The organism is Lysobacter sp. 05T417 (assembly GCF_056396405.1).
On the sequence record NZ_JBFTLK010000008.1, the window covers coordinates 107,282 to 132,973 of the forward strand.

Below are 25,692 nucleotides of genomic sequence, written 5' to 3' on the forward strand. Positions count from 1 at the left end.
GAGTTCGCGCAGGCCGTTCAGTCCCGGCTCGGGTGCGCGCCGCTAGGGTTCGCCCGGTCGTCAACCCCGCGTCCCGTGACGCGTTACGCAAGTAAGATGGTGACGCCGAAGTCGCAACTGTTCCCCAGGAGGTTCTTCGCATGACTACCCGCAAGCTTCTGCTCCCCAGCCTGATCGCCGCGATCCTCGCGTCGCCGCTGGCTCTCGCGCAGCAGCATGACGCCCAGGCCGACGCCAAGGCCAAGGAACAGGCTGCCCAGGCCCAGAAGGCCGATGCAGCGCAGGCCGGCAAGGCCGACAAGGGCCAGTCCGACGCCAACAAGGCCGGCAAGAAGGACAAGTCCAAGTCCCGGCCGGAGGTCGAGCCGGAGGAAGAGGACGACCGCTGAGCCGTCCGGCTCAACAGGCTTGACCCGCGACGCCCCGGCTTGCCGGGGCGTCGCCGTTTGTGAGGTTGCGGCAGGTCCTTCGACTTCGGCGCCATGCGCCTACGCTCAGGACGAACGGAATCTTCCCCCACCGTTCGTCCTGAGCGCGCAGGCCGCAGCCTTCCCCCCACCGTTCGTCCTGAGCGCGCAGGCCGCAGCCTTTCCCCCACCGTTCGTCCTGAGCGCGCAGGCCGTAGCCTTCCCATCACCGTTCGTCCTGAGCGTAGGCCGCAGGCCGAAGTCGAAGGGTGGAAGTGTTTTCAGACCATCTGAACGGCCCTGCGGAGCCCGGACGGCTCGCCGGAAAGCGACGCAGCCTGTAGACTATGGCTTTCCAGCGGTAGCAAAACCATGACTCCCCTGATTTTCGTCACCGGCGGCGTGGTGTCCTCGCTTGGCAAGGGCATTGCGGCAGCCTCGCTGGCGGCCATCCTCGAAGCACGCGGCCTGCGCGTGACGATGATGAAGCTCGACCCCTACATCAACGTCGATCCGGGCACGATGAGCCCGTTCCAGCACGGCGAGGTGTACGTCACCGACGACGGCGCCGAGACCGACCTGGACCTGGGCCACTACGAGCGCTACCTGCGCAACCGCCTGAGCCGCAAGAATTCGATCACCACCGGTCGCATCTACGACAACGTGATCCGCAAGGAGCGCCGCGGCGACTACCTGGGCGGCACCGTGCAGGTGATCCCGCACATCACCGACGAGATCAAGCGCTGCATCATCGAGGCCACCGAAGGCTTCGACGTGGCCCTGGTCGAGGTCGGCGGCACGGTCGGCGACATCGAGTCGCTGCCGTTCCTTGAAGCCATTCGCCAGATCCGCAGCGAGCGTGGCTCGGAAGGCGCGTTGTTCATGCACCTGACCCTGGTGCCGTACATCGCCGCCGCCGGCGAGCTCAAGACCAAGCCGACCCAGCACTCGGTCAAGGAGCTGCGTTCGATCGGCATCCAGCCCGACGTGCTGCTGTGCCGCAGCGAGCAGCCGCTGCCCGACAGCGAGCGTCGCAAGATCGCGCTGTTCACCAACGTTCCCGAGCGCGCCGTCATTTCGGCCGTCGACCTGGACAACATCTACAAGATGCCGCGCCGCTTCCACGAGGAAGGCCTGGACGCGATCGTGCTCGACCGCCTGCGCATCAACGCCGGCCCGGCCGACCTGACCGAATGGGACGAAGTGGTCGATGCCAGCGAGCATCCGGTCGACGAAGTCCGCATTGCGGTGGTCGGCAAGTACATCGACCACCAGGACGCCTACAAGTCGCTGGCCGAGGCGCTCAAGCACGGCGGCCTGCGCCAGCGCACCAAGGTCAAGCTGAAGTGGCTCGAATCGAGCGAGATCGAAGAGGAGGGCGTCAGTTCGCTCAAGGACGTCGACGGCATCCTCGTGCCGGGCGGTTTCGGCGACCGCGGTTTCGAAGGCAAGGTGCTCACCGCCAAGTACGCGCGTGAAGCCGGCGTGCCGTACTTCGGCATCTGCTACGGCATGCAGGCGGCGGTGGTCGACGTCGCCCGCCACCTGGGCGGTCTCGATGGCGCCAACAGCACCGAGAACGACAAGGCCAGCCCGCATCCGGTGATCGGCCTGATCACCGAGTGGCGCACCGCCACCGGCGAGATCGAGCGCCGCAGCGAAGACAGCGACCTGGGCGGCACCATGCGCCTGGGCCTGCAGGAGCAGCGCCTGAAGCCGGCGACGCTGGCGCGCGAGGTCTACGGCGCCGACGTGGTCGCCGAGCGCCATCGCCATCGCTACGAGTTCAACAACCGCTACCGCACCCAGCTCGAGGACGCCGGCCTGGTGATCTCGGCCAAGTCGATGGACGACCTGCTGGTGGAGATGGTCGAACTGCCGCGCGACAAGCACCCGTGGTTCCTGGCCTGCCAGGCGCACCCGGAGTTCCTGTCGACCCCGCGCGACGGCCACCCGTTGTTCATCGGCTTTGTCCGCGCTGCGCGCGAGCACAAGGCGCAGGCGGGTGGAAGGCTGTTGAAGGAAGCCACCGCTTGAAGCTTGCAACCCATCCCCTCCCAACCCTCCCCTTGAAGGGGAGGGCTTCAGAGCACACAACATGAAACTCTGCGGATTCGAAGTCGGTCTCGACCAGCCTTTCTTCCTGATCGCCGGCCCGTGCGTGATCGAGTCGATGCAACTGCAGCTCGACGTCGCCGGCAAGCTCAAGGAAATCACCTCCGGGCTGGGCATCAACTTCATCTTCAAGTCCAGCTTCGACAAGGCCAACCGCACCTCCGGCACCAGCTTCCGCGGCCCCGGCCTGGAAGAGGGCCTGAAGGTGCTGGCCGAAGTGAAGAAGCAGATCGGGGTGCCGGTGCTGACCGACGTGCACGAGTACACGCCGATGAACGAGGTCGCCAGCGTCGTCGACGTGCTGCAGACCCCGGCGTTCCTGTGCCGCCAGACCGACTTCATCCAGAACGTGGCCCGTACCGGCCTGCCGGTGAACATCAAGAAGGGCCAGTTCCTCTCGCCGTGGGAGATGAAGCACGTCACCAACAAGGCCAAGGCGACCGGCAACGAGCTGATCATGGCCTGCGAGCGCGGCGCCAGCTTCGGCTACAACAACCTGGTCTCGGACATGCGATCGCTGAGCGTCATGCGCGATACCAATTGCCCGGTGGTGTTCGACGCGACCCACTCGGTGCAGCTGCCCGGCGGCATGGATGGCAAGAGCGGCGGCCAGCGCGAGTTCGTGCCGGTGCTGGCGCGCGCGGCGATGGCGGTCGGTATTGCCGGCATCTTCATGGAGACCCATCCGGTGCCGGACGAGGCGCTGTCCGACGGCCCCAACGCCTGGCCGCTGCCGAAGATGCGCGCGCTGCTGGAGACGCTCAAGCAGCTCGACGAGATCACCAAGCGCAACGGATTCCTGGAATCCGACGCCTGATCATGCCGGGCGCCGCCGCCTCCTGCGACCCCGGTCTGGCGCCGCCACCGCGCGGCGCCGCCCCAACTCGGCTATCGTCCCCGGCTGGCGCCCGACCGGCCGGCATCGTTCTGGCCACGGCCCCCCTTTGACCATTCCCACGACGACCATTCCCTCGACGACATGACCACGACCATCGCCAAAGTCCACGCCCGCGAGATCCTCGACAGCCGCGGCAATCCCACGCTCGAAGCCGAGGTCACCCTGGCCGACGGCAGCTTCGGCCGCGCGATGGTGCCGTCCGGCGCCTCCACCGGCACCAAGGAAGCGGTCGAGCTGCGCGACGGCGACAAGACCCGTTACCTGGGCAAGGGCGTGCGCAAGGCGGTCGAGAACGTCAACGGCGCGATCGCCACGGCGCTGGCAGGTTTCGACGGCGCCGACCAGGCCGGCCTCGACCGCCGCCTGATCGACCTCGACGGCACCGAGAACAAGGGCCGCCTGGGCGCCAACGCACTGCTGGGCGTGTCGCTCGCCAATGCCCACGCGATGGCTGCCTCGAAGAAGCTGCCGCTGTGGAAGTACCTGGCTGGTGGCCGCGAGGCCGTGCTGCCGGTGCCGATGATGAACATCATCAACGGCGGTGCGCACGCCGACAACAACGTCGACCTGCAGGAATTCATGATCCTGCCGGTGGGCGTGGACAACTTCGCCGAGGCGCTGCGCGCCGGCACCGAGGTGTTCCACGCGCTCAAGTCGGTGCTCAAGGGCCGCGGCCTGAGCACGGCGGTGGGCGACGAGGGCGGTTTCGCCCCCGACCTTCGCAGCAACGAGGAAGCCCTCGAGACCATCCTCGAGGCGATCGGCAAGGCCGGCTACAAGGCCGGCGAAGACATCCTGCTCGGCCTCGACGTCGCCTCCAGCGAGTTCTTCGAGAACGGCAAGTACAACCTCACCGGTGAAGGCAAGCGCCTGACCAGCGAGCAGTTCGTCGACTTCCTCGCCAACTGGGCCGCGCAGTACCCGATCATCACCATCGAAGACGGCATGGCCGAGAACGACTGGGCCGGCTGGAAGCTGCTGACCGAGCGCGTCGGCAACAAGGTGCAGCTGGTCGGCGACGACCTGTTCGTGACCAACCCGAAGATCTTCCAGGAAGGCATCGACAAGGGCGTGGCCAACGCCATCCTGATCAAGGTCAACCAGATCGGCACCCTCACCGAGACCCTGGAAGCGATCGCGATGGCCGACGCCAACCGCTACGCCTCGATCGTCTCGCACCGCTCGGGCGAAACCGAGGACACCACCATCGCCGACATCTCGGTCGCCACCACCGCGACCCAGATCAAGACCGGCTCGCTGTGCCGCAGCGACCGCGTCGCCAAGTACAACCAGCTGCTGCGCATCGAAGAGCAGCTGGGCGCGGCGGCGAAGTACGCCGGCCGCGACGCCTTCATCTCGATCAAGCGCTGAGCCAGGAGACCCGGGCGCATGCGCGGCTTGCGACTGCTGCTGCTGGCACTGGCCGGACTGCTGGTGTTCCTCCAGTACCGGCTGTGGGTGGGCGAGGGCGGCAGCCGCTCGGTCGCCCGCCTGCAGCAGCAGGTGCAGCAGCAGGCGCACGAGAACCAGGGCATGCAGCAGCGCAACGACGCGCTCGCCGCCGAAGTCGAGGACCTCAAGTCCGGCGAGGCGGCGGTGGAGGAGCGCGCGCGCAGCGAGCTGGGCATGATCAAGCCGGGCGAGACGTTCTATCGCGTGGTCGAGCCGGAAGGCACGGCGCCGGCGCCGGAAGCGGGCACCGAGCCGAAAAGCGAGTAGCCCGTGATCTGGGCCGTCATTCCCGCTGCCGGTCGTGGCTCGCGCTTCGGCGGCGAGACGCCGAAGCAGTACCTCGAGATCGCCGGTCGCCCGCTGATCGCACACGCACTCGATGCGCTGCTCTCGCACCCGCGCATTGCAGGCGCCGTGGTCGCGCTGTCGAACAATGACGCGCTCTGGCCCGGCTGGGCCAATCTGCACGGAAAGCCGGTGCTGCGTTGCGTCGGCGGCGGCGAGCGCGCCGATTCGGTGCTGGCGGCATTGCAGGCGCTTCCCGCCGATGTCGGCAGCGACGCGCTGGTGCTGGTGCACGACGCGGCGCGGCCGAACCTGCGCCGCGAGGACCTCGATCGCCTGATCGCCTCGGCCAGTGCCCATGCCGACGGCGCCATTCTCGGCGCGCCGGTGCGCGACACCCTCAAGCGCGCGGACGGCGCGGCTAACATCGCCGCCACCGAGCCACGCGAGCGCTTGTGGCGAGCGTTCACGCCGCAGGCATTCCGCCGCGGCGCGTTGACGGCCGCGCTGGAGCAGGCGAAAGCGGCCGGGATCGTGGTCACCGACGAGGCGATGGCGATGGAACGCGTTGGCGCCCATCCGGCGCTGGTCGAAGGCCGCGAGGACAACCTCAAGGTGACGACGCCGGCGGATCTGGCGTTGGCGCGGTATCTGATTTCCAACCGGGTTGAGGCAGAACAGATGAATATGCGCATCGGCCAGGGATTCGACGTACACGCCTTCGGCGACGGCGATCACGTCATGCTCGGCGGCGTGCGCGTTCCGCACGACCGCGGCATCGTGGCCCACTCCGACGGCGACGTCGTCATCCACGCGCTGTGCGACGCGATGCTCGGCGCGCTGGCGCTGGGCGACATCGGCCAGCACTTTCCGCCGAGCGACCCGCGGTGGAAGGGCGCCGACAGCCGCGCCTTCCTGCGCCACTGCCAATCGCTCATCGCCGAACGCGGCTGGCTGCTCGGCAACGCCGACATCACCGTGATCTGCGAACGCCCCAAGGTCGGCCCGCATGCTGCGGCGATGCGGCACCTCCTGGCGGGCGATCTCGGCCTGGCCGAGGACGCGGTCAGCATCAAGGCCACCACCACCGAGAAGCTCGGCTTCACCGGTCGTGGCGAGGGCATCGCGGCGATGGCCGTGTGCCTGCTGGTGCGCGCTTGAACGCGCAGGAGCCGAGGCTGCCGCGCGCGCACGGCGAGCCGGTGCTGAGCGCCAACATGCGCACCACGGCCGAGGATTTCCTGGTCGAGGAGCTGTCCGGCTTCGAACCCAGCGGCAGCGGCGAGCACCTGCTGCTGACCATCGAGAAGCGCGGCATGAACACCGCCTTCGCCGCACGGCGCATCGCCGAATGGGCTGGCGTGGGTGAGGTCGCGATCGGCTATGCCGGCCTCAAGGACCGCAATGCCGTGACCCGGCAGCGTTTCAGCGTGCACCTGCCCAAGCGCGTGGCGCCCGACCTGGCGACGCTGGCGACCGGTGAGGACGGCGGCGAGCGCCTGCGTGTGCTCGATCACGCCTGGCATTCGCGCAAGCTGCCGCGCGGCGCGCTGGCCGGCAACCGCTTCGTGCTGGTGCTGCGCGAAGTCGCCGGCGAGCGCGGCGCGATCGAATCGCGGCTGCAGGCCATCGCGGCGCACGGCGTGCCCAACTACTTTGGCGAGCAGCGCTTCGGCCGCGAAGGCGACAACGTCGCCAACGCGCTGGCGATGTTCGCCGGCCGGCGCGTGCGCCGCGAGCAGCGCACGCTGCTGATCTCGGCCGCGCGTTCGGAGTTGTTCAACCGCGCACTGGCGGCGCGCGTGGAGTCCGGCAGCTGGAACCAGGCCATGGACGGTGAGGTCTGGTTGCTCGACGGCAGCCGCAGCGTGTTCGGGCCGGAACCTTTCAGCGACGAACTTGCGCAACGTCTGGGCGCGTTCGACATCCATCCCAGCGGCGCGCTGTGGGGGAAGGGCGACCTGCGCAGCCAGGGTGCGGCGGCGGCCGTTGAACTTGCGGCGATGTCCGACGAAGACGCTGTCGCGTTGCGCGCAGGCCTGGAGGCCGAAGGCCTGAAACAGGAGCGGCGCGCGCTGCGCCTGAAGCCGGCCGACCTGACCTGGCAGTGGCTCGACGGCGATGTACTCCAGTTGGCTTTCAGCCTTCCACCCGGTACTTATGCCACTGTCGTTCTGGCCGAACTGGGTGACGTTCTCGCGCTCGGTCGTGGCGGCTGAACGGGTAACTTCGACCGTTCGTCGGAAAGCATCTGCTGGCACTGGTGCGCCTAAAGCGCCGGCGTATAAGCCGAAATCGTACAAGGTGTTTTTAGCCTTGTGCCGTCGTACCCGTCGGGTACGGCGATCACGTCATGGAGATGTCGTCATGAACGCATCGTTACGCATGGCTGTGTTGGTGTCGGTCCTCGGCCTGGCGGCCTGTGCCGGCATGCAGAGCAAGACTGCCTATGTGCCCGAGCCGAAAGCACCGTCGATCATGGACAACGACGAGGCTTACATTGCCTATGTCGAACGCGTCGCCCGCCGCCGCGGTATCGACGTGGTGTGGGTGAACTCGCCGCGCAAGACGGCCGAGCAGGTCGCGCAGGAAACCGGTCACCAGTAACACCACTGCCTGGCGTCCCGGTTGCCGGGCTCAGGACGAGCGAAGGCGACGGGGCGCGAGCAGTACCAGCACCGCTCCGGTGCCGCCCTGCAGGGGCGGTGCGGAGTGGAAAGCCAGGACGTCCGCGCGCTGGCGCAGCATGCGGTCGACCAGGTTCTTCAGCACGGGCGCGCCGCTGCTCGCTATCGAGGCGGCGCCGTGCAATGCCTTGCCGTGCAACCCCTTGCCGTGAATCACGCGCACGCAGCCCACGCCGTGCAGGCGGGCGTCGTGCAGGAATGCGCGCAGCAACTGCTCGGCCTCGCGCGCGTCGGCGCCGTGCAGGTCGAGTTCCTCCTGTGCCGAGATCTCGCCCCGCTTGAGCTTCTGCAGCAACCGCGGCGAGATTTCATCGCGGCGGTAGGAGAGGGCGTCGCCGGCATCGAGCGGGTGTTCATCCAGGGCATGGCGGAACTGTTCGCGGGCGTGGGCCTCGTCGCGCTCGGCCATACGGGCGCGCGGACGGGGCTTGGGCGCGGCCGGTGGCGGCGTGGTGTCGCGCAGCCGCCGCACCGGGCCAATCGCGGCGCGGAACAGTTCGGCGTCGTCGTCTTCGTCGCGCTTGTCGGACATGCCGCAAGTCTAGGCGAAGTGGATCGCGCGCCGGCGCCGGGCATGCCGGCCGATCCCCATCGGCTATCATGGGTACCGCACGGTCCGGCAGGCGCATTCACATCGCCCCGGGCCGCCTGCATCCGGCGGTCAATCCACCATCAAGGGAGTTCATGCGAGTTCTGGTCAGCAACGACGACGGCGTCGACGCCCCCGGTATCCGCGTCCTCGCCGAAGGCCTGCGTGCCGCCGGCCATGAGGTGCTGGTGGTCGCCCCCGACCGGGACCGCTCCGGCGCCAGCAATTCGCTCACCCTGGATGCGCCCGTGCGCGTCCAGCGGCTCGACGAATCGACCTGGCGCGTCTACGGCACCCCCACCGACTGCGTGCACGTGGCGATCACCGGCATGCTCGAGGTCGAGCCGGACATCGTCGTGTCGGGCATCAACAACACCGCCAACCTTGGCGACGACGTGATCTATTCGGGCACCGTCGCCGCGGCGATGGAAGGGCGCTTCCTCGGCCTGCCGGCCGTGGCGATGTCGCTGCAGACCGTCGACCACACCGGCCGCCATTACGAAACCGCCGCGCGCGCCGCGGTCGAGATCATTGCCCGCCTGCGTGTGGACCCGCTGCCGGCCGACACCATCCTCAATGTCAACGTGCCCGACCTGCCCTGGGACGAGGTCCGTGGCTTCGAAGTCACCCGCCTGGGCAATCGCCATCGTGCCGAGGCCTGCATCCCGCAGCACGATCCGCGCGGCCGCGAGTGGTGGTGGATCGGCGCTGCAGGCCAGGAACAGGACGCCGGCCCGGGCACCGATTTCCATGCGCTGCGCACCGGCAACATCTCGATCACCCCGATCCATGTCGACCTGACCCGCTACCAGGCGCTCGACCAGGTGGCCAGCTGGGTCGACGGGCTGGCGGTGTCGCTCGACCGCGGCACGGTCCGGCAGGGGCAGGGCGCATGACGTTGCGCATGCGCCTGCAGCCCGAAGCCATCGGCTCGGGAATGACCTCGCAGCGGGTCCGCGACCGGCTGGTCGAACGCCTGCGCGAGAACGACATCCGCGACGAGCGCGTGCTCAACGCCATTCGCACCGTGCCGCGCCATCTGTTCGTCGACGAGGCGCTGGCGACCCGCGCCTACGAGGACACCGCGCTGCCGATCGGCCACGGCCAGACCATCTCGCAACCCTGGGTGGTGGCGAAGATGACCGAGGCGGTGCTCGAGGCCGAACCGAAGAAGGTGCTGGAGATCGGCACCGGCTCGGGCTACCAGGCCGCCGTCCTGGCCGCGCTGGGCCTGGAGGTGCACACCGTGGAGCGCATCGGCGAGCTGCTGCGCACCGCGCGCAAGCGCTTCCGCCAGCTCGGCATGAACATCCGCAGCAAGCACGACGACGGCCGCATCGGCTGGGCCGAGAATGGCCCGTTCGACGCCATCATCGTCACCGCGGCCGCGCCTGCACTGGTCGAGTCGCTGACCGCGCAGCTGGCCGCGGGCGGGACGCTGATCGCACCGGTCGGCGGTGCATCGTCGCAATCGCTGCTCAAGCTGCACAAGGACGCCGAGGGCGTCATCACCCAGCACACGCTGGCTCCGGTCGTATTCGTGCCGCTGCTGTCAGGGATGATCGATTGAACACCGCACCGGCAACCACCCAGGTAACGCACCGGAAGGACTGGCGTTGAAGATCTTTGGACCGCTGTACGAGCGCACCATCACCTGGGCGCGCCATCGCCATGCGCCTGCCTACCTCTTCGGCCTGAGTTTCGTCGAAGCCATCATTTTCCCGGTGATGCCGGAAGTGATGCTCGCGCCGATGTGCGTGGCCAAGCCCCAGCGTGCGTTCTGGTTCGCCACGCTCAGCCTCGCCGGCTCGATGCTGGGCGCGCTGGTCGGTTACGCGCTGGGCCACTACGCCTTCGAGGCGATCAAGCCGCTGTTTGCCTCGCTGGGCATGCTCGATTCCATCGAGGCTGGCATCCGCATCGTCCAGGCGAAGATGGCGGAGTCGCCGTGGGCGGTCTTCACCTTCCTCGTCCTCGGCGGCTTCATGCCGATTCCGATGAAGATCTTCACCTGGGCGTCGGGCATCGTCGGCGTGCCCATGCTGCAATACATCCTGAGCATGGCGATCGGCCGCGGAAAGCGCGTGTTCCTGCTCGCCGCCGCGATCCGCATCGGCGGGCCGCGTGCGGAAACGGCGCTGCGCCGCTATATCGAACCGATCGGCTGGGCGGCGCTGCTGTTGCTGGCCGCGCTGGTGGCGTGGCTGGTATGGAAGGCCAAGTTCGCAGCATGAGCGCAAGCAGGACACCAGCACGCATGAGCGCAGTTGCACGCCCATTCCTCATCGCCGCATTGCTGGCCACTGCCGTGGGCGGTTGCGCGAGCACGAAGGTCACCCGCGCTCCGGGCGGCGGTTCCACCGCCACGACCGTGAAGCCCTCGGTTCCGAAATACGGCAAGACGGTGGTCGTGCAGCGCGGTGACACGATGTACCGCGTGGCCTCCAGCAACGGCATCCGCGCCGTCGACCTGGCGGCCTGGAACGGCATTCCCGCGCCCTACACGATCTATCCGGGGCAGCGCCTGCGCCTGTATCCGCAGGGTTCGGGCAGCAACAACCCGGTTGCCAGCTCCGGTGGCGCCGCCGCGCCGCGGCCGGCATCCACGGGCAAGCCGCCAGTCGCCACTCCTCGTCCGCCGGCCACCACGCCGCCTCCGCCGCAGGCGGCTCCGGTCGCCAGCGGATTCAACTGGCGCTGGCCTGCCGACGGTGAGCTGATCGGCCGCTACGTCGCCGGCGAACCCACCAAGCAGGGCATCGACATCGCCGGCAGCAGCGGTGCACCGGTGCGCGCGGCCGCCGATGGCGTGGTGGTGTATTCCGGTTCGGGCCTGGTCGGCTACGGCGAGCTGATCATCATCAAGCACAACGAACAGTGGCTGTCGGCCTATGGCCACAACCGCAATCGCCTGGTCAACGAAGGCCAGCTGGTCAAGGCCGGGCAGCAGATTGCCGAGATGGGCCGCAGCGGCGCACCGCGCGAGATGCTGCACTTCGAAGTCCGCTACAACGGCAAGCCGGTCGACCCGCTGCTGTACCTGCCGAAGAAGTAACCGCCGCCGTCAGGGATTGAGCACGAAGGCCGCAACCACGCGCCGGCCTTCACCGGCCAGCACGTTGAACGTGCGCGCGGCGGCGGCATTGGTCATGGTTTCCAGGCCGACGCCGCGGCCCAGGCAGGCGGCCATGACGGCAGGCGTCGGGAACACCTGGGTGGCGCCGCTGCCGAGCAGGATCACTTCCGGTTCCAGCGCCAGCGCCGGCTCCAGGTCCTGCGCGGTGATCGCCTTGACCGAAAGCACGGGCCAGTCCTCGACCAGGCGGTCGGGCGAAAGAATGAAACTCGAATACAGCCGGCGATCGTTGACCAGCGCCGAGGCGCCGTCGGCGGCACGCAGGTAGAACGCCTGGTCGGGATGTTCGAGGTTGAGCTGCATCGGCGAAGGACGCTCGCTTCGAGCCGGGGTCAGGCGCGCGGAAGCACGATCTGGCGACGGTCCTGGCTGGGCTTGTACAGGATCGCGGTGTGGCCGATGCGCTGCACCAGGGCGGCGCCGGTGCGCGCGGCGATGTCGTCGATCATGGCGTCGCGGGCGTCGCGATCTTCGGCGGCGACCTTGATCTTGATCAGCTCGTGATGCTCCAGGGCCAGGGCGACCTCGGCGATCAGCGACTCGGTCACGCCCTTGCCGCCAACCTGCAGCATGGCCTTCAGATCATGGGCCTGGCCGCGCAGGAAACGGGTCTGGGCGGCGGTCAGGACGGTCTGCATTGGGGCACGGGGAGCATGGGGGTAGGCTGCGCAGGGTATCATGACCGCCCCCACGGCCCCCACGGCCCCTCCACGCCGGCACCCCACGCCCGATGGCGACTCGCAGCAAATCCAGCCAGCGCTGGCTCAAGGAACATTTCTCCGACCCCTTCGTGAAGAAGGCCAAGGCGGAAGGACTGCGCTCGCGCGCGGCCTACAAGCTCGAGGAGCTGGTCGAGCGTGACCGCCTGCTGAAGCCCGGAATGGTCGTGGTCGACCTCGGCGCCGCCCCTGGCGGCTGGTCGCAGTGGCTGCGCGGGGAGCTCGACCGCCTGGATCCGGCCCGGCCGGGCCGGGTGATCGCCCTGGACATCCTCGAGATGCCCTCGCTGGCCGGGGTCGAGTTCCTTCATGGCGATTTCAGGGAGGATGAGGTCCTATCGCAGCTGGTCGCCTCCCTGGAGGGCCAGCGCGTGGACCTTGTCCTGTCGGATATGGCCCCCAATAAGAGCGGTGTGGATGCGGTCGACATGCCGCGGGCGATGTACCTGTCCGAACTGGCGATGGACTTCGCCGACCAGCACCTGCGTACCGGCGGCAACTTCCTGATCAAGCTGTTCCAGGGGGTGGGCTTCGACGAGTACGTGAAGGAGCTGCGGCGACGCTACGACAAGGTCGTCATCCGCAAGCCGGAGGCATCGCGCAAGCGCTCGCCCGAGGTGTACGCGCTGGCACAGGGCAAGCGCGCGGTTATGAAGTAATGTGCGACAACCCCGAGATGTACAGGCGCCCCGGCGCCGCCCCCGCTGTAACCACGCCATGAGGGCGACAGGTAGGAATTGATGAACGACTTGGCCAAGAATCTGCTGCTCTGGGTAATCGTCGCTGTCGTATTGATGGTGGTGTTCCAGGCGTTCGGACCGCGCGCGGCAGGCAGCGAGACGCTCGCCTACGACCAGTTCGTGCAGCAGGTTCAGCAGGACCGCGTGAAGGAGGTCAAGATCGGCGACGATCGGACCACCATCAATGGTGAGCGCAAGGATGGCAGCAAGTTCGTCACCTATAGCCCCGGCGACGAATACCTCATCAACGACCTGATCTCGCACAAGGTCGTCATCGACCAGGCGCCGCCGCAGAGCGGGCCGTCGCTGCTCTACATCATCATCAACGTGCTCCCATGGCTGCTGTTCATCGGCATCTGGGTGTATTTCATGCGGCAGATGCAGCAGGGCGGCAGCAAGGGCGCGATGAGCTTCGGCCGTTCGCGCGCCAAGTTGCAGGGCGAGGACCAGGTCAAGGTCACCCTGGCCGACGTCGCCGGTTGCGACGAGGCCAAGGAAGAAGTCGGCGAGCTGGTCGAGTTCCTGCGCGACCCGTCCAAGTTCCAGAAGCTCGGCGGCAAGATTCCGCGCGGCGTGCTGATGGTCGGCCCGCCCGGTACCGGCAAGACCCTGCTCGCCCGCGCCATCGCCGGCGAGGCCAAGGTGCCGTTCTTCAGCATTTCCGGTTCCGACTTCGTCGAGATGTTCGTCGGCGTCGGTGCCAGCCGCGTTCGCGACATGTTCGAGCAGGCCAAGAAGCACGCGCCGTGCATCATCTTCATCGACGAAATCGACGCGGTCGGTCGCCATCGCGGCGCCGGCCTCGGCGGCGGTCATGACGAGCGCGAGCAGACCCTCAACCAGTTGCTGGTCGAGATGGACGGCTTCGAAGGTGGCGAGGGCGTGATCGTGATCGCCGCGACCAACCGTCCCGACGTGCTCGACCCGGCGCTGCTGCGTCCGGGCCGTTTCGACCGCCAGGTCGTGGTCGGCCTGCCGGACGTGAAGGGCCGCGAGCAGATCCTGCGCGTGCACATGCGCAAGCTGCCGCTGCACGACGACGTCGAGCCGATGACGATCGCCCGTGGCACCCCGGGTTTCTCCGGCGCCGACCTTGCCAACCTCTGCAACGAGGCCGCCCTGTTCGCCGCGCGCGAGAACGCCAAGGACGTGCGCATGGAGCACTTCGACAAGGCGCGCGACAAGATCCTGATGGGCGCCGAGCGCCGCTCGATGGCGATGAGCGAGGACGAGAAGAAGCTGACCGCCTACCACGAGGCCGGCCACGCGATCGTCGGCCGCATGGTTCCCGAGCACGACCCGGTCTACAAGGTCACGATCATTCCGCGCGGTCGCGCGCTGGGCGTGACCATGTACCTGCCCGAGGGCGACAAGTACAGCTACAACCGCACCGCGATCGAATCGCAGTTGTGCTCGCTGTACGGCGGCCGCGTTGCCGAGGAGCTGATCTTCGGCGTCGACAAGGTCACCACCGGTGCCTCCAACGACATCGAGCGCGCGACCAAGATGGCGCGCAACATGGTCACCAAGTGGGGCCTGTCCGAACTGGGTCCGATCACCTTCGGCGAGGAAGAGGACGAGGTGTTCCTGGGCCGCTCGGTGACGCAGCACAAGAACGTCTCCAACGAGACCGCGCGCAAGATCGACGAGGTCGTGCGCGATATCCTCGACAGGGCCTACGGCCGCACCACCGAGATCCTCAAGGGCAATCTCGACAGGCTGCACGCGATGGCCGATGCGCTGCTGCTGTACGAGACCATCGACGCGCACCAGATCGACGACATCATGGCCGGCCGCGTGCCGGGCCCGCCGGCGGACTGGTCGAAGTCGGGCAAGACGTCGAAGGACGACGGCGAGCGCCCGGGCGCGATTGGCGGGCCTGCGGCGCAGACCTGATCGGATTGGGTAGCGAATGGAAGGGCCGGGGTGATTCCCGGCCCTTTTTGTTTGTGGGCGCTACGCTTCCTTCGACTTCGCGCCTGCGGCGCTACGCTTCCTTCGACTTCGCGCCTGCGGCGCTACGCTTCCTTCGACTTCGCGCCTGCGGCGCTACGCTCAGGACGAACGGTGAGGGGGGGCTCCGTTCGTCCTGAGCGTAGCGCAGCGAAGTCGAAGGAAGCGTAGCGCAGCGAAGTCGAAGGAAGCGTAGCCCCCTCCAACCCAGCAGGTTCCCCCCCGAGCCGCACCGGGCTACCCTGCGCACGCACACGCCCAGGACCCCCGCATGTTCGACACCACCCTCACCCTCGACTGCAACGGCCGCCCGCTGGTGCTCGATCGTCCGCGCGTGATGGGCATCGTCAACGTCACGCCCGACTCGTTCTCCGATGGCGGCTCGCATGACACCCTCGAAGCCGCGGTAGCGCACGGATTGAAGCTGGCGGGGGAGGGCGCCGACATCCTCGACATCGGTGGCGAATCCACGCGCCCCGGTGCCGATGAAGTCAGCCTCGAGGAAGAACTGCGCCGCACCATCCCGGTGATCGAGCGCCTGGCGCGCGAGACCACGCTGCCGATCAGCATCGACACCTCCAAACCCGAAGTCATGCGCGCTGCGGTGCAGGCCGGCGCGGGCATGATCAACGATGTCTACGCATTGCGTCGCGAAGGCGCGCTCGATGCCGCGGCGGAGCTGCGCGTACCGGTGGTGCTCATGCACATGCGGGGAGAGCCGCGCTCGATGCAACAGTCGCCGCAGTACGACGACGTCGTTGCCGAAGTTCATCGCTTCCTCGCCGAGCGCATCTTTGCCGCCGAGATGGCCGGCATCGCCAAGAAGAACATCGTCGTCGATCCGGGTTTCGGTTTCGGCAAGGACACGCAGCACAACCTGCTGCTGCTCGCGCAACTCGAACGCTTCGCCGAACTCGGTGTGCCGGTGCTGGCCGGGCTTTCGCGCAAGAAGACCATCGGCGAGATCACCGGCCGCAGCGAGCCGCGTGATCGCGTCCATGGCTCGGTGGCGGCCCACCTGATCGCCGCGCAGCGCGGCGCGAAGCTGGTGCGCGTGCACGACGTCGCAGCAACCGTGGATGCACTGAAGGTGTGGAGCGCGCTGGCTGCGCAGACGCTGCCGCGGGCGAAGTCGACGCCGTCCATGCCCAGGTGGCCCGACGACGAATAGTGCGCACACCGCACAAGTCAATCTTTTTCGCTGGTCAATTCTTCGCCACCCCTCTTGCATTCCTTATGCCGCAAGGCGTGCAGCGTGCTCTCCACACAACTGTCCGCAGGCTTGTCCACAGGCTTTGTGGATAGAAGCCCATGGTGGCCGTGAAGTGCCCGCAAGGTGACCATTCCGGGCACCAGGGCGTCGATGCGATCACGGCGACGGCGGTCGCCGCGGACATGCCGAATCCGTGCGCCAAGTCAACAAATTTCGCTGGTGATTTATTGGCCAGGATGGTGCAGGCCCCGTCACAGCAGCCTGTCCGTCATCTGCCCACATCGCTGTCCGCAGGTTTGTCCACAGGCATTGTGGACAGCGCGAACACGCTGGCCAAAAAATGGACAAACACCCGGGAAGCATTGCTGGCAAAGGCGTGGAACAGGTTATCAACAGCCTTGCCCCAGTGGTTCTCCACAAGAACTGTGGAGAGGCCAGCGCGTCGCGCCGCGATGGTGCGTCGCGACACGGTTGCACCGGCAACGGTTCCGCCCGACCGGTGCCTGTGCGAGGCTACGCGTCCGCATCGCCAACCGCCCGCCGTCCCATGCCCGCCGACTCGCGTCCCATCGCGATTGCCCTGATGGGCCCGACCGCTTCGGGCAAGACCGCGCTTGCGCTGGAGTGGGCCGAGCGGTTCGGTGGCGAGATCGTCAGCGTCGATTCGGCCCTGGTCTACCGCCGGCTCGACATCGGCGCGGCCAAGCCGACCGCCGGCGAACTGGCGCGCGTGCCGCATCACCTCATCGACCTGCGCGAACCCTGGCAGCCGTACTCGGCCGCCGAGTTCGCGGTGGATGCCCGGCGCGCGCTCGACGACATCGTCGCCCGTGGGCGCCTGCCGATCCTCGCCGGCGGCACCGGCCTGTACTTCCATGCGCTGCTGCAGGGTCTGTCGCCGATGCCAGAGGCCGACCCGGCCGTGCGTGCGCAGATCGAAGCCGAGGCCGGCGAGTTGGGCTGGGCCGCGATGCATGCGCAGCTCGCCCGCATCGACCCCGAGGCCGCGGCCCGGATTCACGGCACCGATGCCCAGCGCATCCAGCGGGCGCTCGAGGTCCACCGCCTGTCCGGCCGCAGCATCAGCGACTGGCGGCGCGATCGCGCGCAGGTGCCGCGCCTGTCGCTGCGGGTGCTCAAGCTGGTGCTGGCGCCGGACGACCGCGCGCTGCTGCACGCGCGGATCGAACGCCGCTTCGACCAGATGTTGGCAGACGGCTTCCTCGACGAAGTCCGGGCGCTGCGCGCACAACCCGAACTGCACGACCATCCCCGGCCGCTGGAGCTGCCAGCGCTGCGCGCCGTCGGCTACCGCCAGGCCTGGGAGCATCTGGACGGGGCCAGCACGGCGGCGCAGATGCGCGACCTGGGGGTCTACGCCACCCGCCAGCTGGCCAAGCGCCAGCTCACCTGGCTGCGTGGCGAGCTCGATGCGCAGTGGTTCGACCCGCAACTGCAACGGCCGCGACTGGAGCAGGCCCGGGCGATGTTCATGGACATCCCGGCGAGGCGTTGACCCAGTCGCAAAGGGCGGCATCCAGACGGGTGCGTCAGGGGGGTTTGCGCTACCATCGGTCCCGGTCGCCGCTGTGGGGACAGGTTCTGGCGACCTTGTCGGCCATGCCACCCTGTACCACGCCGCCCTTATAACTAGAACGAGTTGGGGAGCTACACCATGTCCAAGGGACAGTCTTTGCAGGATCCTTTCCTGAATGCGTTGCGCCGCGAACGCGTGCCGGTTTCGGTGTACCTGGTCAACGGCATCAAGCTGCAGGGCACGATCGAGTCGTTCGACCAGTTTGTGGTGCTGTTGCGCAATACCGTGAGCCAGATGGTCTACAAGCACGCGATCTCCACCGTCGTGCCGGCGCGCAATGTCCGCGTCGGGCCGGGCGGCGGTTACGTGCAGTCTCCCGAAGGCGATGGCGAAGGCCCGGTCGACGAGGCCGAATAAGCCGTCCAGCGCGCCAGCGGCCATGCTCAAGCCCCTCCCGCGACCGGGCAGGGGCTGCCGCCCTTGTTTGCGGGGCTGTTCATGCCCATCTTGTGATCCTGTCCCCCCGCTCAGGCATGACCCGGCTTGTTTGAAAGATCCCGAAAAGGCGAACACGCGCTATTGATCCAGCCCCATGCCGGCGGTCCGCCGGACGAGGGCCTGCTGGAAGAGTTCGCCGATCTGGCACGCTCGGCCGGAGCCACCGTGGCAGCGGTCCTGACCGCGCGCATCGACCGCCCGAACGCGGCCATGCTGATCGGCAGCGGCAAGCTCGAAGAGGTCAAGGCCGCGGCCGAGGCCACCGGTGCCGACCTGATCCTGATCAACCATCCGCTGTCGCCGGGCCAGGAGCGCAACCTCGAGCGCGAGCTCAAGCGTCGCGTCGTCGACCGCACCGGCCTGATCCTCGACATCTTCGCCCAGCGTGCGCACAGCCACGACGGCAAGCTGCAGGTCGAACTGGCGCAGCTCAAGCACATGGCCACGCGCCTGGTGCGCGGCTGGACCCACCTCGAGCGCCAGCGCGGCGGTTCGATCGGCCTGCGCGGCCCCGGTGAAACCCAGCTGGAAACCGACCGGCGCCTGCTGCAGAAGCGCCTGGAGCAACTGCAGAAGCGTCTGGAAAAAGTCGAGGTGCAGCGCACCCAGATGCGCCGCGCCCGCATGCGCAGCGAGATGCCGCGCGTCGCCCTGGTCGGCTACACCAACGCCGGCAAGTCCACGCTGTTCAATGCAATGACCGGCGCGGAGGCCTATGCCGCCGATCAGTTGTTCGCCACGCTCGACCCGACCGTGCGCCGCATCGAGCTGTCGGGCGGCAACGTGGTGCTGGCCGATACCGTCGGTTTCGTTCGCGACCTGCCGCACGAACTGGTGGCCGCGTTCCGCTCGACCCTGTCGGAAGCGCGCGAGGCCGATCTGCTGATCCACGTGGTCGATGCCGCCGATCCGCTGCGCGACGAGCGCATTGCCCAGGTCGACGCCGTGCTCAAGGACATCGGGGCCGGCGACCTGCCGCAGCTGCTGGTGTTCAACAAGATCGACAAGCTCGGTACCGGCGAAGAAGGCGCTGAAGCCGTTGAACCGCGACTGGACCGTCCGGCCGAAGGGCGCATGCGCGTATGGCTGTCTGCCCGCGACGGCCGTGGCCTCGACCTGCTGCGCCAGGGCCTGGCCGAAGCGCTGGAGTTGCGCCACGTCACCGGCGAACTGCGCCTGCCGCCACAAGCGGCGCGCCTGCGCGCGCGACTGCACGAACTGGGCGCGGTGCGCAGCGAGGACCACGACGAACACGGCTGGGTCATCAATGTCGACCTGGCCCTGGCCGACGCCCAGAGGCTGTTCGTGCAGGCCCACGGCGAGGTCCTGCGGCCGCTGTTGCCGCCCGAAGAAGACGAATATGCCGCCTGAGCGGGTAATCGCCTTGCTTGAGCCCCGTCGCACCCCCACCTAGAATCGACCGACGCCCGCATGTCTGAACGCGGCAGCGGATGCATCCCCTTCTTGGAGCAGGCATGGCCTGGAATACACCCGGTAGTGACAATTCCGGCGGTTCGAACGGTCGAACCCCGCGGCGCAGACCCAATGGCCGCGGCCTGGATGCCTTGCTCGACCCCCTGCGTGGCCTCTTCGGCGGTGGCGCCGGCGGCGGCGGCAACGTCCTGCGCTGGGCGGCGATCGTCATCGGCCTGTGGCTGGTGTTCAACTGCTTCGTGCTGGTGACCGAGCAGGAGCGCGGCGTGGTGCTGCGTTTCGGCCAGTTCTCGCGCGTGCTGCAGCCGGGCCCGCACTTCAAGGCGCCGTGGCCGATCGAGCGCGTGACCAAGGTCAACGCGACCCAGTCCAACGCGTACAGCGACACCGTGCCGGTGTTCACCCGCGACGCCAACATGGTCAACGTCGAGATCAACGTGCAGTACCGCATCGGCGATCCGCAGCTGTACCTGTTCGGTTCGCGCGATGCCGACCGCGTGCTCAAGGAAGCCGCGCAGAGTGCGGTGCGCGAGCAGGTCGGCCGCTCCGATCTCGATACCGTGCTCAATGCGCGCTCCGAGTTGACGGTGACCGTGCGCCATCGCCTGCAGGCCTCCCTGCAGGATTACCGCACCGGCCTGGTCGTCACCGAGTTGAACCTGCCCAACGCCCGTCCGCCGGACGAAGTGAAGGACGCGTTCGACGAAGTGCAGCGCGCCGCCGCCGACAAGACCACCGCGATCAACCAGGCCCAGGCCTACGCCAAGCAGGTCGTGCCGGAAGCGCGCGGTGAAGCTTCGCGCGTGCGCACTGCGGCCGAGGGCTACAAGACCTCGTCGGTCGCCCGCGCCGAAGGCGACGCCAACCGCTTCTCGCTGCTGGTCGACCAGTACAAGGCCGCGCCGGATGTGACCCGCAAGCGCCTGTGGCTGGACACGCTGCAGGAAGTGCTCAGTGACAACCGCAAGATCATCGGCGGCGATTCGCGCCAGCTGATCTATGTGCCGATGCCGGACAAGCGCGGTGGTGGTTCAACTGCGGCCGGTGCGCCGCTGCTGACGCCGGAACTGTTGCCGCCGACGATTACCAACGAGCCCGCCGACAGTGGTCGCAGCACGCGACCGAGCCGGCCGACCGGTCGTGATGAGGTGACCCGATGAGATTCTCCCTTTGGATCGCAGCCGTGGTGGCCGCGCTGTTCGCGCTGCTCGGCTCGGTGTTCGTGGTGACCGAAGGCCGTACCGCGATCGTGCTCAACCTCGGTCGCGTGGTGCGCACCGACATTGGTCCGGGCCTGCATTTCAAGTGGCCGCTGGTTGAAACCGCGCGCGTGTTCGACCGTCGCCTGCAAGTGCTCGACGCCGAGCCGGAGCGTTACCTGACGGCCGACAAGCAGAACGTCAGCGTCGATTTCTTCGCCCTGGGCCGCATCGAGAATTCGCGTGCGTTCTACCGCGCCACCGGCGGCGACGAGGTCACCGCGGTCGAGCGCCTGGCGCCGATCATCAAGGACTCGCTGCGCAACGAAATCAATGCGCGCACGCTGCAGCAGGTGGTTTCCGGTGACCGCACCTCGGTGATCGGCAAGCAGCTGGTCGCGATCAATACCGGCGCGGCGACGCTGGGCGTGAAGATCGTCGACATCCGCATCAAGCGCATCGAGCTGCCGCAGGACAGCAACGTGGTCGGTTCGGTCTACAACCAGATGCGCAGCCAGCGTCTGCAGGTGGCCAGCCAGCTGCGCGCCGAGGGCGTCGAGCAGGCGCAGGCGATCCGTGCCCAGGCCGATCGCGAGAAGCTGGTGATCGTGGCCGAGGCCGAGCGCGATGCGCAGAAGCTGCGCGGCGAGGGCGATGCCGAGGCCACGCGCCTGTATGCGCAGGCGGCCAACAAGGATCCGTCGTTCTATGCGTTCCAGCGCAGCCTGGAGGCGTACCGCAAGGCGTTCGCCGACGGCGAGGGCGTGATCGTGCTCGATCGCGACGATCCGTTCCTGCAATACCTCAAGTCGGACCACTGACCGGGCGCGCCTGAGCCATGGTGCTGGAGCTGTTGTCGGCGCTGTGCCTGGTGGCGGTGCTGGAGGGGTTGTTCCTCTTCATAGCACCGCGCGGCTGGAAGCGTGCCGCCGAGCAGCTGCACGCGCTGCCGGACCGGCACCTGCGGGTGGTCGGGGCGGTGGTGGTGGGGCTGGGGCTGCTGTCTTTGTGGCTGGTGCGGCTCTAAATCAAAAGCCAGGTCGTCGGATTGGCGCCATGCGCTCGGGCCGGGGTGGGGATTGGGGTGAAGGCGAGGTGACGGTCCACCCGTCTGAATCTGTCCAATCCCGCTTTCGGGGTGGCCCCGGTACCCCAAAACCCGGATAATGCACAAAAGCCGGACGGGGCCCTGCGCCCCTCCGGCTTTCTTGCTGTTTGCGGGTCCTCGCGGCAGCCCGGCATTGCGCCGGTCCTCAATGCAACGGAGTCAGGAGCTTGGCAATGGGTCAGTCAGTCGTCGTTCTCGGTGCCCAATGGGGCGATGAAGGCAAGGGCAAGATCGTCGATCTGCTCACCAAGGAGATCGGCGCCGTCGTGCGCTTCCAGGGCGGCCACAATGCCGGCCACACCCTCGTCATCGGCGGCAAGAAGACCGTCCTGCACCTGATTCCGTCCGGCATCCTGCGCCCCGACGCGCTGTGCCTGATCGGCAACGGCGTGGTGCTGTCCCCGGCCGCGCTGCAGAAGGAAATCGGCGAGCTCGAGGGCAACGGTGTCGAAGTGCGTTCGCGCCTGAAGATCAGCCCGGCCACGCCGCTGATCATGCCGTACCACATCGCCCTGGATCAGGCCCGCGAGAAGGCCGCCGGCGGCAAGGCCATCGGCACCACCGGTCGCGGCATCGGTCCGGCCTATGAGGACAAGGTGGCGCGTCGCGGCATCCGCATCGCCGACCTGCATTACCCGCAGCAGCTCGCCGAGAAGCTGCGCAGCACGATGGACTACCACAACTTCGTCCTGACCAAGTACCTGGGCGTGGACGCGGTCGACTTCCAGCAGACGCTCGACGAGGCACTGGCCTTCGGTGAGTACGTCGAGCCGATGAAGTCCGACGTCGCCGGCATCCTTCACGAGCTGCGCAAGCAGGGCAAGCGCGTGCTGTTCGAAGGCGCTCAGGGTTCGCTGCTCGACATCGACCACGGCACCTATCCGTACGTGACCTCGTCCAACACCACCGTCGGCGGCGCGTATGCCGGCACCGGTGTGGGCGCGGACGCGATCGACTACGTGCTCGGCATCGCCAAGGCCTACGCCACGCGCGTCGGTGGCGGTCCGTTCCCGACCGAACTCGACGACGACGTCGGCCAGGGCCTGCGTGATCGCGGCGCGGAATACGGCGCCACCACCGGCCGTCCGCGTCGCTCCGGCTGGATGGACATCGTCGCGCTGCGTCGCGCGGTGGCCGTCAACGGCATCACCGGCCTGTGCATCACCAAGCTCGACGTGCTCGACGGCATGGAGAAGCTGAAGATCTGCATCGCGTACGAGTACCGCGGCAAGCGCACCGAGTACGCACCGCTCGACGCGGCCGGCTGGGAAGAGTGCACGCCGGTGTACCTGGAGTTCCCGGGCTGGGAAGAGAACACCCACAACGTCACCGAGTGGGACAAGCTGCCGGCTGCCGCACGCGCCTACCTGCGCGCGCTGGAAGAGCTGGCCGGCTGCCCGCTGGCGATCGTCTCGACCGGTCCGGACCGCGACGCGAACATCGTGCTGCAGGATCCGTTTGCCTGATCGAGTTGCGTGATCAGAATTGCCCGAGCACAGGAAGAAGCCCCGCGCATGCGGGGCTTTTTTTGTTTCAAGGAACACGTCAGGCCAGCGTACGCAGCAGCGGCTCCCGATCCCATTGCCGGGTCCTGGCGGCGGCAATGAACGCTTCGCGATCGTTTGCCATCACCACTCCGGCATCCTCGTCGATGCCGCCCGCCTGCAAAAGGGCGGTTGCGCCCACGTCGAAGGCTATGGCCTTGAGATGGCCATAAGCATCGCGGACGAAGTCGACCGCGGCGGCTTCCTGCGCCAACAGTTCGCCACCTTCGTCCGACAACACGATCGCCACTGCGTCGAACACCAGCGACGGCGTGCCTGCCAACTGGCCATCGGCGGCGAGCGGCTTGCCATTGTCCAGGGTGACGCCGCCGACCCTGGGCGCGACGATCTTCACCCGGGCTCCGGCGTCTTCTGCGGCCTTGCGCAGGTTGCGCACCGTGTTGGCACTGGAGCCTTCGTTGACCAGGATGCCGATGACGCGGCCGACCAGCGTGTCCTTCATCTTGCCGATGATCTGCAGGGCAGGGGAAGGCTTCATGTCGATCGGCGCCACGGCGGCCACCGGCGCCGGAGGAAGTTGCGCCATGCCCAGCCCGGTGGCAACGCGCCTGGCCAGTTCCGGATCGACGTGACGCAGGTGACCCACCATCGCGGCACGCACGTGGACTGTCTCCACCTTCGACAGTTCGAATACCAGAGCCGAGGCGATGTGCGCCTGCTCCGGTGGCGTCTGGCTGCGGAAGAACAGGCGCGCCTGGCTGTAATGGTCTGCAAAGGTGTCGGCTCGGATCCTTCCCTTGTCCTCCGCCTCGGCGGGAGTTGCGTGGCTGCTGAAGCCTGCGGTCGTCTCCCTTGGCGTGTCGGGCTGCAGCGAGCTGGGCTCGTAACTTACGCGGCCATGCGGCACCGCCATCTGCATGTGTCCGTCGCGCTGCAGATTGGCGAAGGGGCATTTGGGCACGTTGATCGGGATCTGGTGGAAGTTTGGCCCGCCCAGGCGCAGCAACTGCGTGTCCAGATAGGAGAACAGGCGTCCCTGCAGCAGCGGATCGTTGCTGAAGTCGATACCCGGCACGATGTTGGCCGGGCAGTAGGCGACCTGTTCGGTCTCGGCAAAGAAATTGTCTGGCCAGCGATCCAGCACCATGCGTCCGATGATCTGCAGTGGCACAAGTTCTTCGGGGATCAGCTTGGTGGCATCGAGATGATCGAATGGGAAGCGGTCGGCCTGCTCCTGGGTGAACAATTGCACGCCGAAATCCCACTCCGGGAAATTTCCCGACTGGATCGATTCGAACAGGTCGCGGCGGTGGAAATCCGGGTCGGCGCCGGCCAGCTTCACCGCTTCGTCCCATACAGTGGATTGCAGTCCCAGCCGGGGGCGCCAATGGAACTTCACGAAGGTGCTCTCGCCCTTGCGATTGATCAGACGGAAGCTGTGGATGCCAAAGCCTTCGATCATCCGCAAGGAGCGCGGGATGGTCCGGTCCGACATGGCCCACATGATCATGTGCATCGCTTCGGGTGTGAGCGATATGAAATCCCAGAATGTGTCGTGCGCCGACGCCGCCTGGGGAAAACCGCGATCAGGCTCCATCTTCACCGAGTGGATCAGGTCCGGAAACTTGATCGCGTCCTGGATGAAGAACACCGGAATGTTGTTGCCGACCAGATCCCAGTTTCCCTCCTGGGTATAGAACTTGACGGCGAAGCCACGGACATCGCGTGGCGTGTCCACCGAACCGGCGCCGCCGGCCACCGTGGAAAACCGGGTGAACACAGGCGTGCGCACGCCCACCTCGGTCAGCAGCCGGGCCGTGGTGTAGCGCTGCAGGGACCTGCTCAGTTCGAAGTAACCGTGGGCACCGGAACCGCGCGCATGCACGATGCGCTCGGGGATGCGCTCGTGATCGAAGTGGGTGATCTTCTCCCGCAGGACGAAGTCCTCCAGCAGGCTCGGGCCACGATGCCCGGCGCGCAGGGAGTTCTGGTTGTCGGAGACGGGGATGCCCTGGTTGGTGGTCAGCGCCGGATGCGTGCCGCCGCTGCGCTGGTGCAGCTCGTCGCCATTGCCGCGTCTGTCGGCAGCGGATCTGGCGTCGCTCCTGACTGCACCGGGACGTTTGCGAGGGGTGGTCTTCTTCTTCGTCGCCATTGCTCCACTCCAGTCGACTCCGGGCTTGTCGTGATGTTGGCGACGGCGGAGTGAATGGTGTG

The 25,692-nt window shown here is 67.5% G+C and carries 27 protein-coding genes and 1 pseudogene; 23 read left to right on the forward strand and 5 right to left on the reverse strand.

Annotated features, from left to right (window positions below; translation table 11 throughout):
• The first annotated feature begins 140 nt into the window (after positions 1–140).
• The 9 genes and pseudogenes from AC1DER_RS15395 to AC1DER_RS15435 all read left to right on the forward strand — a co-directional run bounded on the left by AC1DER_RS15395 (position 141) and on the right by AC1DER_RS15435 (position 7,764).
• Positions 141–389, forward strand: a complete 249-nt coding sequence (locus AC1DER_RS15395; protein WP_477246354.1) for a hypothetical protein — start codon at positions 141–143, stop codon at positions 387–389.
• Between the two features lie 390 nt (positions 390–779).
• Positions 780–2,444: a CTP synthase gene (locus AC1DER_RS15400; RefSeq protein WP_477246352.1), complete on the forward strand. Its 1,665-nt coding sequence runs from the start codon at positions 780–782 to the stop codon at positions 2,442–2,444.
• 61 nt (positions 2,445–2,505) lie between these two features.
• On the forward strand, positions 2,506–3,339 hold the full coding sequence (gene kdsA, locus AC1DER_RS15405) for a 3-deoxy-8-phosphooctulonate synthase (RefSeq protein ID WP_477246350.1): 834 nt from the start codon (positions 2,506–2,508) through the stop codon (positions 3,337–3,339).
• A gap of 162 nt (positions 3,340–3,501) precedes the next feature.
• Positions 3,502–4,791 (forward strand): phosphopyruvate hydratase, encoded by a 1,290-nt coding sequence (gene eno, locus AC1DER_RS15410; RefSeq protein WP_477246348.1) that lies wholly within the window; start codon positions 3,502–3,504, stop codon positions 4,789–4,791.
• An 18-nt stretch (positions 4,792–4,809) separates the two neighbouring features.
• On the forward strand, positions 4,810–5,139 hold the full coding sequence (ftsB, locus tag AC1DER_RS15415) for a cell division protein FtsB (RefSeq protein ID WP_477246346.1): 330 nt from the start codon (positions 4,810–4,812) through the stop codon (positions 5,137–5,139).
• A 3-nt stretch (positions 5,140–5,142) separates the two neighbouring features.
• Positions 5,143–5,823: pseudogene (gene ispD / locus AC1DER_RS15420) on the forward strand (2-C-methyl-D-erythritol 4-phosphate cytidylyltransferase); the annotation flags it as partial.
• Positions 5,824–5,838: 15 nt separating this feature from the next.
• A complete protein-coding gene (ispF, locus tag AC1DER_RS15425) occupies positions 5,839–6,318 on the forward strand; it encodes a 2-C-methyl-D-erythritol 2,4-cyclodiphosphate synthase (protein ID WP_477246441.1) in 480 nt (159 codons plus the stop codon).
• On the forward strand, positions 6,315–7,376 hold the full coding sequence (truD, locus tag AC1DER_RS15430; protein ID WP_477246344.1) for a tRNA pseudouridine(13) synthase TruD: 1,062 nt from the start codon (positions 6,315–6,317) through the stop codon (positions 7,374–7,376). The genes ispF and truD overlap by 4 nt, the downstream gene beginning before the upstream one ends.
• Before the next feature lie 148 nt (positions 7,377–7,524).
• Positions 7,525–7,764, forward strand: a complete 240-nt coding sequence (locus AC1DER_RS15435; RefSeq protein WP_477246342.1) for a hypothetical protein — start codon at positions 7,525–7,527, stop codon at positions 7,762–7,764.
• Between the two features lie 30 nt (positions 7,765–7,794).
• Here AC1DER_RS15435 and AC1DER_RS15440 read toward each other — a convergent pair whose 3' ends face one another.
• The gene (locus tag AC1DER_RS15440) at positions 7,795–8,376 is read right to left on the reverse strand and encodes a Smr/MutS family protein (RefSeq protein WP_477246340.1); all 582 of its coding nucleotides are present in this window, start codon (positions 8,374–8,376) and stop codon (positions 7,795–7,797) included.
• A 152-nt stretch (positions 8,377–8,528) separates the two neighbouring features.
• On the opposite strand from AC1DER_RS15440, the gene surE reads away from it, so the two are divergent.
• The 4 genes from surE to AC1DER_RS15460 are packed head-to-tail and all read left to right on the forward strand — an operon-like array spanning position 8,529 to position 11,488.
• A complete protein-coding gene (gene surE, locus AC1DER_RS15445; RefSeq protein ID WP_441817439.1) occupies positions 8,529–9,329 on the forward strand; it encodes a 5'/3'-nucleotidase SurE in 801 nt (266 codons plus the stop codon).
• A complete protein-coding gene (locus tag AC1DER_RS15450; protein WP_477246338.1) occupies positions 9,326–10,003 on the forward strand; it encodes a protein-L-isoaspartate(D-aspartate) O-methyltransferase in 678 nt (225 codons plus the stop codon). The genes surE and AC1DER_RS15450 overlap by 4 nt, the downstream gene beginning before the upstream one ends.
• Before the next feature lie 46 nt (positions 10,004–10,049).
• Positions 10,050–10,667 (forward strand): YqaA family protein, encoded by a 618-nt coding sequence (locus tag AC1DER_RS15455; protein WP_441817437.1) that lies wholly within the window; start codon positions 10,050–10,052, stop codon positions 10,665–10,667.
• A 23-nt stretch (positions 10,668–10,690) separates the two neighbouring features.
• Positions 10,691–11,488, forward strand: coding sequence for a peptidoglycan DD-metalloendopeptidase family protein (locus tag AC1DER_RS15460; protein WP_441817436.1), 798 nt, complete (start codon positions 10,691–10,693; stop codon positions 11,486–11,488).
• Between the two features lie 9 nt (positions 11,489–11,497).
• Here AC1DER_RS15460 and AC1DER_RS15465 read toward each other — a convergent pair whose 3' ends face one another.
• Together AC1DER_RS15465 and yhbY are read right to left on the reverse strand one after the other, a co-directional pair.
• Positions 11,498–11,872, reverse strand: coding sequence for an Mth938-like domain-containing protein (locus AC1DER_RS15465; RefSeq protein ID WP_477246336.1), 375 nt, complete (start codon positions 11,870–11,872; stop codon positions 11,498–11,500).
• A 29-nt stretch (positions 11,873–11,901) separates the two neighbouring features.
• Complete coding sequence (yhbY, locus tag AC1DER_RS15470) at positions 11,902–12,207, reverse strand: ribosome assembly RNA-binding protein YhbY (protein ID WP_441817434.1); 306 nt, start codon at positions 12,205–12,207, stop codon at positions 11,902–11,904.
• Positions 12,208–12,299: 92 nt separating this feature from the next.
• On the opposite strand from yhbY, the gene rlmE reads away from it, so the two are divergent.
• The 3 genes from rlmE (at position 12,300) to folP (ending at position 16,152) form a co-directional block, all read left to right on the forward strand.
• Positions 12,300–12,947, forward strand: coding sequence for a 23S rRNA (uridine(2552)-2'-O)-methyltransferase RlmE (gene rlmE, locus AC1DER_RS15475; protein ID WP_441817433.1), 648 nt, complete (start codon positions 12,300–12,302; stop codon positions 12,945–12,947).
• An 81-nt stretch (positions 12,948–13,028) separates the two neighbouring features.
• Positions 13,029–14,924, forward strand: coding sequence for an ATP-dependent zinc metalloprotease FtsH (gene ftsH / locus AC1DER_RS15480; RefSeq protein ID WP_441817432.1), 1,896 nt, complete (start codon positions 13,029–13,031; stop codon positions 14,922–14,924).
• A 328-nt stretch (positions 14,925–15,252) separates the two neighbouring features.
• Positions 15,253–16,152, forward strand: coding sequence for a dihydropteroate synthase (gene folP, locus AC1DER_RS15485; protein WP_441817431.1), 900 nt, complete (start codon positions 15,253–15,255; stop codon positions 16,150–16,152).
• A gap of 310 nt (positions 16,153–16,462) precedes the next feature.
• On the opposite strand, the gene AC1DER_RS15490 is transcribed toward folP, so the two are convergent.
• Complete coding sequence (locus AC1DER_RS15490) at positions 16,463–16,663, reverse strand: hypothetical protein (RefSeq protein ID WP_477246330.1); 201 nt, start codon at positions 16,661–16,663, stop codon at positions 16,463–16,465.
• A gap of 78 nt (positions 16,664–16,741) precedes the next feature.
• Here AC1DER_RS15490 and miaA point away from each other — a divergent pair, with 78 nt between their 5' ends.
• From miaA to AC1DER_RS15525, 7 genes are all read left to right on the forward strand, one after another.
• Complete coding sequence (gene miaA / locus AC1DER_RS15495) at positions 16,742–17,710, forward strand: tRNA (adenosine(37)-N6)-dimethylallyltransferase MiaA (RefSeq protein WP_477358127.1); 969 nt, start codon at positions 16,742–16,744, stop codon at positions 17,708–17,710.
• Positions 17,711–17,869: 159 nt separating this feature from the next.
• Complete coding sequence (gene hfq, locus AC1DER_RS15500; protein ID WP_441817428.1) at positions 17,870–18,148, forward strand: RNA chaperone Hfq; 279 nt, start codon at positions 17,870–17,872, stop codon at positions 18,146–18,148.
• Between the two features lie 126 nt (positions 18,149–18,274).
• Positions 18,275–19,600: a ribosome rescue GTPase HflX gene (hflX, locus tag AC1DER_RS15505; RefSeq protein WP_477246325.1), complete on the forward strand. Its 1,326-nt coding sequence runs from the start codon at positions 18,275–18,277 to the stop codon at positions 19,598–19,600.
• 104 nt (positions 19,601–19,704) lie between these two features.
• The gene (gene hflK / locus AC1DER_RS15510) at positions 19,705–20,823 is read left to right on the forward strand and encodes an FtsH protease activity modulator HflK (protein ID WP_477246323.1); all 1,119 of its coding nucleotides are present in this window, start codon (positions 19,705–19,707) and stop codon (positions 20,821–20,823) included.
• Positions 20,820–21,683 carry a protease modulator HflC gene (gene hflC, locus AC1DER_RS15515; RefSeq protein ID WP_477246321.1) on the forward strand — a complete coding sequence of 288 codons (864 nt, stop codon included), beginning with the start codon at positions 20,820–20,822 and terminating at the stop codon, positions 21,681–21,683. The genes hflK and hflC overlap by 4 nt, the downstream gene beginning before the upstream one ends.
• Before the next feature lie 17 nt (positions 21,684–21,700).
• Positions 21,701–21,889 carry a DUF2065 domain-containing protein gene (locus AC1DER_RS15520; protein ID WP_477246319.1) on the forward strand — a complete coding sequence of 63 codons (189 nt, stop codon included), beginning with the start codon at positions 21,701–21,703 and terminating at the stop codon, positions 21,887–21,889.
• A 254-nt stretch (positions 21,890–22,143) separates the two neighbouring features.
• Entirely contained in the window at positions 22,144–23,436 is a 1,293-nt protein-coding gene (locus AC1DER_RS15525) for an adenylosuccinate synthase (protein WP_477246317.1), read from the forward strand.
• A 79-nt stretch (positions 23,437–23,515) separates the two neighbouring features.
• Here the strand turns inward: AC1DER_RS15525 and AC1DER_RS15530 are convergent, their stop codons facing one another.
• Entirely contained in the window at positions 23,516–25,630 is a 2,115-nt protein-coding gene (locus AC1DER_RS15530; protein WP_477246315.1) for a catalase, read from the reverse strand.
• Between the last annotated feature and the right edge of the window lie 62 nt (positions 25,631–25,692).

Bases quoted from the DNA above. Each gene is read 5' to 3' on its own strand.
- AC1DER_RS15395 (WP_477246354.1), top strand. From the start codon at position 141: ATGACTACCCGCAAGCTTCTGCTCCCCAGCCTGATCGCCGCGATCCTC.
- AC1DER_RS15400 (WP_477246352.1), top strand. From the start codon at position 780: ATGACTCCCCTGATTTTCGTCACCGGCGGCGTGGTGTCCTCGCTTGGC.
- kdsA (WP_477246350.1), top strand. From the start codon at position 2,506: ATGAAACTCTGCGGATTCGAAGTCGGTCTCGACCAGCCTTTCTTCCTG.
- eno (WP_477246348.1), top strand. From the start codon at position 3,502: ATGACCACGACCATCGCCAAAGTCCACGCCCGCGAGATCCTCGACAGC.
- ftsB (WP_477246346.1), top strand. From the start codon at position 4,810: ATGCGCGGCTTGCGACTGCTGCTGCTGGCACTGGCCGGACTGCTGGTG.
- ispF (WP_477246441.1), top strand. From the start codon at position 5,839: ATGAATATGCGCATCGGCCAGGGATTCGACGTACACGCCTTCGGCGAC.
- AC1DER_RS15435 (WP_477246342.1), top strand. From the start codon at position 7,525: ATGAACGCATCGTTACGCATGGCTGTGTTGGTGTCGGTCCTCGGCCTG.
- AC1DER_RS15440 (WP_477246340.1), bottom strand. From the start codon at position 8,376: ATGTCCGACAAGCGCGACGAAGACGACGACGCCGAACTGTTCCGCGCC.
- surE (WP_441817439.1), top strand. From the start codon at position 8,529: ATGCGAGTTCTGGTCAGCAACGACGACGGCGTCGACGCCCCCGGTATC.
- AC1DER_RS15450 (WP_477246338.1), top strand. From the start codon at position 9,326: ATGACGTTGCGCATGCGCCTGCAGCCCGAAGCCATCGGCTCGGGAATG.
- AC1DER_RS15460 (WP_441817436.1), top strand. From the start codon at position 10,691: ATGAGCGCAGTTGCACGCCCATTCCTCATCGCCGCATTGCTGGCCACT.
- AC1DER_RS15465 (WP_477246336.1), bottom strand. From the start codon at position 11,872: ATGCAGCTCAACCTCGAACATCCCGACCAGGCGTTCTACCTGCGTGCC.
- yhbY (WP_441817434.1), bottom strand. From the start codon at position 12,207: ATGCAGACCGTCCTGACCGCCGCCCAGACCCGTTTCCTGCGCGGCCAG.
- rlmE (WP_441817433.1), top strand. From the start codon at position 12,300: ATGGCGACTCGCAGCAAATCCAGCCAGCGCTGGCTCAAGGAACATTTC.
- ftsH (WP_441817432.1), top strand. From the start codon at position 13,029: ATGAACGACTTGGCCAAGAATCTGCTGCTCTGGGTAATCGTCGCTGTC.
- folP (WP_441817431.1), top strand. From the start codon at position 15,253: ATGTTCGACACCACCCTCACCCTCGACTGCAACGGCCGCCCGCTGGTG.
- miaA (WP_477358127.1), top strand. From the start codon at position 16,742: ATGCCCGCCGACTCGCGTCCCATCGCGATTGCCCTGATGGGCCCGACC.
- hfq (WP_441817428.1), top strand. From the start codon at position 17,870: ATGTCCAAGGGACAGTCTTTGCAGGATCCTTTCCTGAATGCGTTGCGC.
- hflK (WP_477246323.1), top strand. From the start codon at position 19,705: ATGGCCTGGAATACACCCGGTAGTGACAATTCCGGCGGTTCGAACGGT.
- hflC (WP_477246321.1), top strand. From the start codon at position 20,820: ATGAGATTCTCCCTTTGGATCGCAGCCGTGGTGGCCGCGCTGTTCGCG.
- AC1DER_RS15520 (WP_477246319.1), top strand. From the start codon at position 21,701: ATGGTGCTGGAGCTGTTGTCGGCGCTGTGCCTGGTGGCGGTGCTGGAG.
- AC1DER_RS15525 (WP_477246317.1), top strand. From the start codon at position 22,144: ATGGGTCAGTCAGTCGTCGTTCTCGGTGCCCAATGGGGCGATGAAGGC.
- AC1DER_RS15530 (WP_477246315.1), bottom strand. From the start codon at position 25,630: ATGGCGACGAAGAAGAAGACCACCCCTCGCAAACGTCCCGGTGCAGTC.